This window comes from Kitasatospora sp. NPDC057512, assembly GCF_042802135.1.
Lineage (GTDB): Bacteria > Actinomycetota > Actinomycetes > Streptomycetales > Streptomycetaceae > Kitasatospora.
This window is the reverse complement of sequence record NZ_JBHVET010000189.1, coordinates 1-12,086: the sequence shown is the minus strand read 5'-3', so window position 1 is coordinate 12,086 and position 12,086 is coordinate 1. Positions and strand designations below refer to the sequence as shown.

Sequence of the window (12,086 nt, the reverse complement as noted above, 5' to 3'; positions counted from 1 at the left end):
GCACCAGGCGATCCTGGCCCTGCGGTCGGGCGAGTGCTCGATGGCGTTGGCCGGCGGTGTGACGGTGATCGCCGACCCGGCCGAGTTCGTCGGCTTCTCGCGCCTGCGGGCGCTCGCCTCCGACGGCCGCTGCAAGGCCTTCGGCGAGGGCGCGGACGGCATGGGCATCGGCGAAGGCGCGGGCATGCTCGTGCTGGAGCGCCTGTCGGACGCCCGCCGCAACGGCCACCAGGTGCTCGGCGTGCTCCGGGGGAGCGCCGTCAACCAGGACGGCGCCTCCAACGGCCTCTCCGCGCCGAACGGCCCGGCCCAGCGACGGGTGATCCGTGCGGCGTTGGCCAACGCCCAGCTGTCGGCGGCGGACGTGGACGTGGTCGAGGCGCACGGGACCGGTACGGAGCTGGGTGACCCGATCGAGGCGGGCGCGCTGCTGGCGACGTACGGCCAGGAGCGTTACGGGGACCGGCCGTTGTGGCTGGGTTCGGTGAAGTCCAACATCGGGCACGCGCAGCAGGCTGCGGGTGTGGCCGGTGTGATCAAGATGGTGCTGGCGCTGCGGGCCGGGGTGCTGCCGAAGACCCTGCACGCGGACGAGCCTTCTTCGCATGTGGACTGGGAGACGGGGAACGTCCGTCTGCTCCAGGACGCGGTGGAGTGGCCGGCGGGCGAGCGGCCGCGCCGCGCGGGTGTGTCGGCCTTCGGGATCAGCGGCACCAACGTCCACCTGATCGTGGAGGAGGCCCCGGCGGCCGTCGAGGCGGCAGTCGAGGCGGCGGGCGAGGGGGACCCGGTGCTCACCGGGGCGGCAGGTGTGGCCTGGCCGGTCTCCGGTCGCAGCGCGACCGCGCTGGCGGGTCAGGCGGGTCGGCTGCGCGAGTACGCGGTGGCGCGCCCGGAGTTGGCGGTCGGTGATGTGGCGTGGTCGCTGGCGACGACGCGTTCGGTGTTCGAGCAGCGCGCGGTGGTGCTGGGCAACGAGCGGGGCGAGTTGGCGGCAGGTCTGGCGGCGGTGGCCACGGGGCAGCCGGCGGCGGGTGTGGTGACCGGGTCGGTGGCTGCTGCCGGGGTGGGGCGGACGGTGTTCGTCTTCCCGGGGCAGGGCAGCCAGTGGGTCGGGATGGGCCGTGAGTTGGCCGAGTCTTCCCCGGTGTTCGCCGCGCGGCTGGCCGAGTGTGCCGAGGCTCTGAAGCCTTACGTGGACTGGCAGTTGGACGATGTTCTGGCGGGCCTTCATGGTTTCGAGGCCGCCGATGTGGTGCAGCCGGCGCTGTGGGCCGTGATGGTCTCGCTCGCGGCGGTGTGGGAGGCGGCCGGTGTCGCTCCCGACGCGGTGGTGGGTCACTCGCAGGGTGAGATCGCCGCTGCCGCCGTCGCGGGGATTCTCTCCCTCGACGATGCGGCGAAGGTCGTCGTTCTGCGGAGCAAGTCGCTGAAGGTGCTGGCCGGTCGGGGCGGGATGCTGTCGATCGCGGAGCCGGTGGCGGGTGTCCGGGCGCGGATCGCTTCGTACGGTTCCCGGTTGTCGGTCGCGGCGGTGAACGGTCCGTCGGCGACGGTCGTCTCCGGTGACGCGGACGCGCTGCGCGAACTCGCCGAGGCGTGTGGGGATTCGCCGCGTGCCCGGATGATTCCGGTGGACTACGCCTCGCACAGCGCCCACGTGGACGAGCTGCGGGAGGAGATCCTCTCGGTTCTCCAGGGCATCGCGCCGACTGAGGCCCGGATCCCCATGGTGTCCGCGCTGACGGGCGCGTGGCTGTTGGGCCCGGAGCTGGACCCGGCCTACTGGTACGCAAGCCTGCGGGAGACCGTCGAGTTCGACCGCGCCGTGCGCATCCTCGGCGATGCGGGCCACGGTGTGTTCCTGGAGGTGTCCCCGCATCCGGTGCTGACCCCGGCGATCGGTGAGAGCCTGGAGGAGCGTTCCCCGGTCGTCGTGGGCACGCTGCGACGCGACGAGGGCGGCACCCAGCGCCTGCTGACCTCGCTCGCCGAGGCCTACGTCCAGGGCGCCCCTGTCGACTGGGCGTCGGTGACGGCCGGCGGTACGACCGTCGCGCTGCCGACCTATGCCTTCCAGCACCGCCACTACTGGCCCACACTGGACGGCCGCCGTTCCGAAGCGGGCGAGGCCACCGGTGCGGAGGCGGGTTTCTGGACCGCTGTGGAGAGTGGTGATGTCACGGCGCTCGCCGATCTGCTCGGGGTGGACCCGGCGGATGCCGCTCTGGGTGCGCTGACCGACTGGCGGCGCCGTGAGCGGGCCGGGTCGGCGGTCGCCGATTGGCGGTACCGGGTGTCGTGGGCGCCGGTGAGCGAGTCCGGTGGGGTGCTGACCGGGACGTGGCTGCTGGTGGGGGAGTCCCCGGATGCCGCTGCGGTCGCGGAGGCACTGGAGCACCACGGGGCAACCGTGGTCCGCTCGGCTTCGCAGGGCATCGCCGATGCGGTGGCCGCGTGCTCCGACCTGCGGGGTGTGGTGTCGCTGTTGGCGCTGGACGAGTCGCCGCAGGAGGCGTTCCCGTGGGTGTCGCGTGGTGGTGCTGACACGCTCGCGTTGGTTCAGGAGCTTGGCCGGCTCGGTGTGTCCGCTCCTCTGTGGGTGGTGACGCGGGGCGCGGTGCGGGCGGTCGCGGGTGATGTGGTGCGGCCGGTGCAGGCGCAGGTGTGGGGTCTGGGGGCGGTGGCGGCGCTGGAGTTGGCTGGCCGCTGGGGCGGTTTGATCGACCTCCCTGCGGTGGTGGACGCCCGCGTCGGCGCGCGGCTTGTGTCGGTTCTCGCGGGTGTCGAGGATCAGGTGGCGGTGCGTGCGGGCGGGGTGGTGGCGCGGCGGTTGACGCGTGCCGGTCGTCCGGCTGTCCGTGAGGCGTGGTCGCCGCGTGGTTCGGTGCTGGTGACGGGTGGCACGAGCGGCGTGGGTGCGATCACGGCCCAGTGGGTGGCGGATCGTGGTGCGTCGCGGGTGGTGCTGACGTCCCGTTCGGGCGCGGGTGCCGCCGGTGTGGCGGAGTTGGCGGCCTCGATCGCGGCTCGCGGTTCGGCGGTCGAGGTGGTGGCGTGTGACGTCGCCGACCGGGCTTCCGTGGCGGAACTCCTGGACCGTATCGATGCGACCGGTCCGGTGCTGTCGTCGGTGGTCCACTCGGCCGGGACGGGCGGGAGGACGCCGGTGGAGCAGCTGTCGGTGGCCGAGCTGTCGCGGCTGCTGTCGGCGAAGGTCGGCGGCGCCACGGTGCTCGACGAGTTGACGGCTGGTCGGGATCTCGACGCGTTCGTGCTGTTCTCGTCGGGTGCGGGTGTGTGGGGCAGCGGCGCTCTGGGTGGTTACGCTGCGGCGAACGCGCACCTGGACGCCTTGGTGGAGGACCGCCGCTCCCGCGGCCTGGTGGCCAGCTCCATCGCGTGGGGCCTGTGGGCCGGCGTCGGCATGGCCGCGAGCTCGGGTGGCGACCGGTTGCGCGAGTTCGGCATGGAGGGCATCGACGGGCGTCGGGGCATGCTGGCGCTGGGCCAGGTCCTGGACGCCGGTGAGGGCGCGATGGTGGTGGCCGGCTTCGACTGGCCGCAGTTCGTGCCGACCTATACCCTCTACCGGGCCAGCCGTCTGCTGGCGGACCTTCCCGAGGTCCGCGCGGTCCTGGCGGCTGAGGCCGCCGTCGAGTCCACCACCGAGGAAGTCGGCGCGTGGGCAAGCCGGTTGGCGGGGATGCCGGTCGCGGAGCAGCGCCAGGTCCTGACCGACCTCGTGCGCGGTCACGCGGCCGCCGTCCTCGGCCACGACTCGGCGGACGACGTGCTGCCGCAGCGGGCCTTCAAGGAGCTGGGCTTCGACTCCGTCGGCGCGGTCGAGCTACGGAACCGCCTCTCCAAGGAGGTCGGTGTCAAGCTGGCCTCCACGATGGTCTTCGACCACCCCAACGCCACCGCCCTCGCGGACTACCTGCGGGGCGAACTCCTCGGCGCCGCTGGGAAGTCGGCCCAGGCCGACGGCGCCGTCCAGGTTGTGGCGGCGGCGGCCGGCGAGCCGATCGCGATCGTCGGCATGGGGTGCCGGTACCCGGGTGGGGTGATGGGCCCCGACCAGTTCTGGGACCTGCTCGTCGCGGAGACCGACACGATCAGTGGCTTCCCGACCGACCGTGGCTGGGACGCCGTCGAGGCGGGGTTCGGCCAGCGGCAGGCGTACCGCCGAGAGGGCGGATTCATCTACGACGTGGCCGACTTCGACGCGGGGTTCTTCGGGATCAGCCCGCGCGAGGCGCTGGCGATGGACCCGCAGCAGCGGCTGCTGCTGGAGACCTCGTGGGAGGCCATCGAGCGTGCGGGGATCGACCCGCGGTCGCTGCACGGCTCGGCGACCGGCGTCTTCGTCGGTGCCAGCCACGCCGGTTACGACGCGAGCCTGCCGGCCGACGACCGGAGCCTGGACGGCTACCGGCTGATCGGTACGGTGTCGGCGGTGGCGTCGGGCCGGATCTCGTACTGCCTGGGCCTGACCGGCCCCGCGGTGACGATGGACACGGCCTGCTCGTCCTCCCTGGTGGCGATGCATCAGGCGATGCTCGCCCTGCGATCGGGTGAGTGCTCGATGGCGCTGGCCGGCGGTGTCGCGGTGATGGTCTCGCCCGGCGCGTTCATGGAGTTCGGCAGCCAGGGCGGTATGGCCTCCAGCGGCCGGTCGAAGGCGTTCTCGGACGAGGCCGACGGGATCGGCTGGGGTGAGGGCGCGGGCATGGTGCTGCTGGAACGTCTCTCGGACGCCCGGCGCAACGGGCACCAGGTGCTGGCGGTGATCCGTGGCAGCGCGGCGAACCAGGACGGTGCGTCGAACGGTCTGGCGGCGCCGAACGGCCCCTCGCAGCGGCGGGTGATCCGTGCGGCGCTGGCCAACGCCCAGTTGTCGCCCTCCGACGTCGACGCGGTGGAGGCCCACGGCACCGGCACCTCGCTCGGTGACCCGATCGAGGCGGGTGCGCTGCTGGCGACGTACGGCCAGGAGCGGTTCGAGGACCGGCCGTTGTGGCTGGGTTCGGTGAAGTCCAACATCGGACACACCCAGTGCGCGGCCGGCGTCACCGGTGTGATCAAGATGGTGATGGCGCTGCGGCACGGCATGCTGCCGAAGACCCTGCACGCGGAGCAGCCGTCGACCCACGTGGACTGGGAGACGGGCAACGTCCGTCTGCTCCAGGACGCGGTGGAGTGGCCGGCGGGCGAGCGGCCGCGCCGGGCGGGCGTGTCGGCCTTCGGCGTGAGCGGCACCAACGTCCACCTCATCCTGGAGGAGGCGCCCGACGCCGAACCCGAGGAGCGGGAGGCCCAGGTGCTTCCGGTGCTCGCCGGTGGGACGTCGGCCTGGCCGGTCTCCGGTCAGAGCGCCGCGGCGCTCGCGGGTCAGGCGGGTCGACTGCGTGAACACGTGCTGGCGCGGCCGGAGTTGCCGGTCGGAGATGTGGCCTGGTCGTTGGCGACGACGCGTGCGGCGCTGGAGCACCGGGCCGTCGTGCTCGGTGGCGAGCGGAGTGAGCTCGCTGAGCGCCTCGCGGCGGTGGCGACGAAGCAGCCCGCGTCCGGTGTGGTGACCGGCTCGGTGGCTCCCGGCGGGGTGGGGCGGACGGTGTTCGTCTTCCCCGGTCAGGGCAGCCAGTGGGTCGGCATGGGCTGTGAGTTGGCCGAGTCTTCCCCGGTGTTCGCGGCGCGGCTCGCGGAGTGTGCCGAGGCTCTGAAGCCTTACGTGGACTGGCAGTTGGACGATGTGCTGGCGGGCCTTCATGGCTTTGAGGCCGCTGACGTCGTGCAGCCGGCGCTGTGGGCCGTGATGGTCTCGCTGGCGGCGGTCTGGGAGGCGGCGGGTGTCGCTCCCGATGCGGTGGTGGGGCACTCGCAGGGTGAGATCGCCGCTGCCGCTGTGGCGGGGATTCTCTCCCTGGAGGACGCGGCGAAGGTTGTTGCTCTGCGGAGCAAGTCCCTGAAGGTGCTGGCCGGTCGTGGCGGGATGCTGTCGATCGCGGAGCCGGTGGCGGGTGTCCGGGCTCGGATCGCTTCGTACGGCGCGCGCCTGTCGGTCGCTGCCGTGAACGGTCCGTCGGCGACGGTCGTCTCCGGTGACGCCGACGCACTGCGCGAACTCGCCGAGTCGTGCGGGGATTCGCCGCGTGCTCGGATGATCCCGGTGGACTACGCCTCACACAGCGCCCACGTGGACGAGCTGCGGGAGGAGATCCTGGCCGTTCTCCAGGGCATCACGCCGACCGAGGCCCGTATCCCCATGGTGTCCGCGCTGACCGGTGCGTGGCTGTCGGGCCCGGAGCTGGACCCCGACTACTGGTACGCGTCGCTCCGTGAGACGGTGGAGTTCGACCGCGCCGTGCGCATCCTCGCCGACGCGGGCCACGGCGTGTTCCTGGAGGTGTCCCCGCATCCGGTGCTGACCCCGGCGATCGGTGAGAGCCTGGAGGAGCGCTCCCCGGTCGTGGCGGGCACGCTGCGACGCGACGAGGGCGGCGCGCAGCGTCTGCTGACCTCGCTCGCCGAGGCCTACGTCCAGGGCGCCCCCGTCGACTGGGCTGCGGTGCTCGGCGGCGGTACGACCGTCGCGCTGCCGACCTACGCGTTCCAGCGGCGGCGCTACTGGCCCGAGGCCCCGGCGGTGGAGCGGGCGAAGCTGTCGGTGGACGACTGGCGCTACCGCATCACCTGGCAGCCCTCCACCGCGAGCGGCTCGGCGGTCCTCTCCGGCGCCTGGCTGCTGGTCGGGGACGCGCCGGACGCCGGTGCGGTGGCCGATGCGCTGGCGGCTCGTGGTGCCGAGGTGGTGCGGACGACGCTCGCGGGCCTCGACGCGGCCATCGAAGGCGCGGATGTCCAGGGCGTGGTGTCGCTGCTCGCGCTGGACGAGTCGCCGGACGCCGAGTTCGGCTGGGTCCCGCGCGGTAGCGCGGACACCCTCGACCTGGTGCAGAGGCTGGGCCGGGCCGGGATCACTGCTCCCCTCTGGGTGCTGACCCGTGGCGCGGTGCAGGTTGCCGCCGGCGAGGTGACGACCAGCCCGATCCAGACCCAGGTCTGGGGTCTGGGCCGGGCCGTGGGTCTGGAGCACGCGGACCGCTGGGGTGGTCTGGTCGACCTGCCGCCGGTGGTGGACGTCGAGGCGGCCGCCCGGCTGGCCGGTGTTCTCGCGCACGGCCGGGAGGACCAGGTCGCGGTGCGTCCGTCGGGTGTGTTCCTGCGCCGGCTGGTGCGCGCCGAGGAGCACCGGCCCAAGGCCGGGGCCTGGAGCCCGAAGGGGACGGTCCTGCTGACCGGCGGTACGGGTTCGATCGGCGTCTGTGTCGGCCCGTGGCTGGCCGAGCACGGCACGCCGAGGGTTGTTCTGACCTCCCGTTCCGGCCCGGCGGCGCCCGGCGTGGCGGCGCTCGCCGCCACCGTCGCGGTTGCGGGCACCGCCGTCGAGGTCGTGTCGTGCGACCTGACGGAGCGTGCGCAGGTCACGGCGATGGTCGCGTGGATCGAGGACTCCGGCCCCGGCCTGTCCACCGTCCTGCACTCGGCGAACACGCCGTACCTGGCCCGACTGGAGGACACCAGCCGGGAGGGCCTGGCGGCGGCACTGGGCGCGAAGGCGGCGGGCGCCGTCCACCTGGACGAGGCGACGGCGCACCTGGGCATCGACGAGTTCGTGATGTTCTCCTCGATCTCGGCGACCTGGGGCAGCAACGACCACGGCGCCTACGCGGCCGGCAACTCCTTCCTGGACGGGCTCGCCGAGGACCGCCGAGGCCGTGGCCTGCCGGGCACCTCGATCGCCTGGGGCGTCTGGAACACCCGCGACTGGAACGCGGTCGACGCGGCGATGGACCAGGCTCCCGGCCGGGTGACCCCGCACCGGCTGCTGCGGCAGGGCATGAACTTCCTGGACACCGACCGGGCGCTGACGGCGCTCGGCGAGATCCTCGCCGACGACGAGACCTTCATCGCCCTCGCGGACGTCGAGTGGGAGAAGTTCGCGCCGGTCTTCACGGCCGCCCGCCCGCGCCCGCTGCTGGACACCATTCCGGAGGCGCGGGAGGACACCGCTCCCGGCCGTCCGGAGGACGACCAGCGCAACGAGTTCGCCGCCCGGCTGGCCGGCCTGTCGGCCGCCGAGCGGCGCCGGACCGTCGTGGAGCTGGTGCGGACGCACGCCGCCGCGGTCCTCGGCCACGACTCGGCGGACGAGATCATGGCGAGCCGGGCGTTCCGCGAGCTGGGCTTCGACTCGCTGACCGCCGTCGAGCTCCGCAACCGCCTGAACAGCGCGTGCGGGGTGCGGGTGCCGTCCACGCTGGTCTTCGACCACCCGACCCCGGAGGCGGTGGCCGACTTCCTGATCACCGAGCTGACCGGGAGGGAACTGGTCGGCCACACGGCCGTGCTGGACGAGTTCGAGCGGCTGGCCGCCGGTCTCACCCCGTCCGACGACGAGACCCGAGCGGAGATCGTCGCCCGCCTGGAGGCGCTGACCCAGCGCTTCCGCGCCGTCCGCGAGACCGGGGCGGACGGGACGGGCGAGGCCGACGAGCGCGCTCTCCAGGAGGCCACCGCCGACGAGCTGTTCGCCCTCCTGGAGGACGAGCTCGACGACCCGGACTTCGACTGACCATGCCGGGACCGTCGGCGCCAACTCCTCCCGAACGAGGTCGAATGTGAGCGACAGCACCATGCAGAACGAAGAGAAACTGCTCGATTTCCTCAAGCAGACCACCGCCAAGCTCCGCAGCACGCGGGCCCGGCTGCGCGAGGTGACCGAGCGGGAGCGGGAGCCGATCGCGATCGTCGGGATGGGCTGCCGCTACCCGGGCGGCGTGCGCACCCCGGAGGACCTGTGGGACCTCCTGGCGGCGGGCGGGGACGCGGTCGGCGGGTTCCCCACCGACCGCGGCTGGGACCTCGACGCGCTCTTCGACGCCGCGCCGGGCGCGGACGGCACGAGCAGCACCGTCCAGGCCGGGTTCGTCTCCGGGGCCGCGGACTTCGACGGCGGGTTCTTCGGGATCAGCCCGCGCGAGGCCCTGGCGATGGACCCGCAGCAGCGGCTGCTGCTGGAGACGGCCTGGGAAGCGATCGAACGGGCCGGGATCGATCCGGCGAGCCTGCGCGAGTCGGCCACCGGCGTGTTCGCGGGCGCCGCGCCGTCCGGGTACGCGACCGCCGGCGGCGACCTCTCGGGCTCGGAGGCGCACCTCATCACCGGTACGGCGATGAGCGTGCTGTCCGGCCGGGTGTCGTACGCGCTGGGCCTGACCGGGCCGGCGGTGTCGGTGGACACCGCCTGCTCCTCCTCGCTGGTCGCGCTGCACCTCGCCGTGCAGTCGCTGCGCGCGGGGGAGTGCACGCTGGCGCTGGCCGGCGGGGTGACGGTGATCGTCAGCCCGGGCGAGTTCGTGGGCTTCTCGCAGCAGAACGCCCTTGCCCGGGACGGCCGTTGCAAGGCCTTCGGGGCGACCGCGGACGGCATGGGCCTGGCCGAGGGCGCGGGCGTGGTGGTGCTGGAGCGGCTGTCGGACGCCCGGCGCAACGGGCACCGGGTGCTGGCCGTGGTCCGGGGGAGCGCCGTCAACCAGGACGGCGCCTCCAACGGCCTGTCCGCGCCCAACGGTCCGGCTCAGCAGCGGGTGATCCGCGCGGCGCTGGCCAACGCCCGGCTGGCGACGGGGGACGTGGACGTGGTCGAGGCGCACGGCACCGGCACCACGCTGGGCGACCCGATCGAGGCGCAGGCGGTGCTGGCGACGTACGGGCAGGGGCATCCGGCCGAACGGCCGCTCTGGCTGGGTTCGGTGAAGTCGAACATCGGGCACGCCCAGCAGGCGGCCGGCATCGCCGGTGTGATCAAGATGGTGCTGGCGCTGCGACACGAGGAGCTCCCGGCGACGCTGCACGCGGCGGAGCCGACCCCGCACGTCGACTGGTCGGCGGGGCACGTGAGCCTGCTCCAGGAGCGCGTCGCGTGGCCGGTGGGCGAGCAGCCGCGTCGCGCGGGCGTCTCGGCCTTCGGGATCAGCGGCACCAACGCGCACGTGATCCTGGAGGAGGCGCCCGCCGGAGGGCCGGCCGGGTCGGAGTCGTCCGCGCCGGATCCGGACGGGGCGCCGGAGTCGGCCGCGGCGTCGGCGCCGGCCGTAACGCCGGTGCTGGTCGCGGAGCCCGCCGTGCTCCCGGTCACCGTCTCCGGGCGGTCCGAGGAGGCCCTGGCGGACCAGGCGCGGCGACTGCGGGACCATCTGCTGGCGCACCCCGAGCTGCCGCTGCCGGAGGTGGCCCGGTCGCTCGCCACCACGCGGACGGCGTTCAAGCGGCGCGCGGTGGTGCTGGGTGCGGACCGTGCCGAGCTGGCGGCGAAGCTGGAGGCCGTGGCCACGGACCGGCCCGGGGCCGGGGTGCTGACGGGCGAGGTGCCGTCGGCCGGGGTGGGGCGGACGGTGTTCGTCTTCCCGGGCCAGGGGAGCCAGTGGGTCGGCATGGGCCGTGAGCTGGCGGAGGTTTCGCCGGTGTTCGCGGCGCGGCTCGCGGAGTGCGCCGAGGCCTTGAAGCCTTACGTGGACTGGCAGTTGGACGATGTGCTGGCGGGTCGGCACGGTTTCGAGGCCGCCGACGTGGTGCAGCCGGCGCTGTGGGCCGTGATGGTCTCGCTCGCGGCGGTCTGGGAGGCGGCCGGTGTCGTTCCCGACGCCGTGGTGGGCCACTCGCAGGGTGAGATCGCGGCGGCAGCCGTGGCCGGGATCCTCTCGCTGGAGGACGCGGCGAAGGTGGTCGTTCTGCGGAGCAAGTCCCTGAAGGTGCTGGCCGGCCGTGGCGGGATGCTGTCGGTCGCGGAGCCGGTGGACGGCGTCCGCGCGCGGATCGCCCCGTACGGTTCCCGGTTGTCCATCGCGGCGGTGAACGGCCCGTCGGCGACGGTGGTCTCCGGCGACGCGGACGCGCTGCGCGAACTCGCCGACTCCTGCCCCGAATCGGTGCGCACCCGGGTGATCCCGGTCGACTACGCCTCGCACAGCGCCCACGTGGACGAGCTGCGCGAGGAGATCCTGGCCGTCCTGAAGGGCATCGCCCCCCGCGAGGCGCGGATCCCGATGGTCTCCTCCAGCACCGGCGCCCTGGTCTCCGGGCCCGAACTGGTGCCGGACTACTGGTACGCCAGCCTGCGCGAGACCGTCGAGTTCGACCGGGCCGTGCACGCCCTCGCCGGAACCGGCCACGGCGCCTTCGTCGAGGTGTCCCCGCACCCGGTGCTGGCCCCGGCCATCGCGGACAGCCTGGAGGCGTACGCCCCGGTCGTGGCCGACACCCTGCGCCGCGACGACGGCGGCGCCGGGCGCCTCCTGCTCTCGCTGGCCCAGGCGTACGTCCGCGGCGTGCCCGTGGACTGGACCGCCCTGCTGCCCGCCGGGACCGGGAGCGGCAGCGTCGACCTGCCGACCTACGCCTTCCAGTACCGCCGCTACTGGCCGGTGTTCCCGGAGCCGGCGGCCCGGGACGCGGTGGCCGGCTGGCGGTACCGCGTCGAGTGGCAGCCCCTCGACGGGCCGTCGGGTGCGGCGCCGTCGGGCTCGGCGCTGTCGGGCTCGGTGCCGTCCGCCTCGGTGCCGTCCGGCACGTGGCTCGTGGTCACCGGCCGGGCCGGGGCGGAGACGGCCGCCGAGGTGGCCGGCGCGCTGCGGGCCCGCGGCGTCGAGGTCCGGGTGCTGGAGACGGGCGCCGCCGATCGCGGGACCCTCGGCGACGTCCTGCGCGGCGTCGGCGGGTTCGCGGGTGTGGTGTCCCTCCTCGCGCTGGACGAGGCGCCGCTGCCCGGCCGGCCCCGGGTGCCCGCCGGTCTGGCGGCCTCCAGCGCGCTGCTTCAGGCGCTGGTCGACTCCGGGTCGGTGGTGCCGCTGTGGGTGCTGACCCGCGGTGCGGTGGCGGCGGCGGCCAGACCCATCTTGGTGAGGATCGGGATGCCGACCACGGCGAGGCCGGAGAGCGCGATGACCACGGTCAGGCCGGCGAAGACGACGGCGGATCCGGCGGTGCCGGCGGCCCGGCCGACCGCTTCCTCGCGGCTGTGT

At 74.0% G+C, this 12,086-nt stretch carries 1 protein-coding gene and 2 pseudogenes; 2 read left to right on the top strand and 1 reads right to left on the bottom strand.

What is annotated here, in order from left to right; genetic code table 11:
* Both ACFU6K_RS15230 and ACFU6K_RS15225 read left to right on the top strand, forming a co-directional pair.
* On the top strand, window positions 1-8,638 hold an 8,638-nt coding region (locus ACFU6K_RS15230), incomplete at its 5' end, for an SDR family NAD(P)-dependent oxidoreductase (protein ID WP_380663284.1).
* Between the two features lie 61 nt (window positions 8,639-8,699).
* Window positions 8,700-11,942 (top strand): annotated as a pseudogene (locus ACFU6K_RS15225) (type I polyketide synthase); the annotation flags it as partial.
* Here ACFU6K_RS15225 and ACFU6K_RS15220 read toward each other — a convergent pair.
* Window positions 11,936-12,086 (bottom strand): annotated as a pseudogene (locus ACFU6K_RS15220) (MMPL family transporter); the annotation flags it as partial. The pseudogenes ACFU6K_RS15225 and ACFU6K_RS15220 overlap by 7 nt on opposite strands.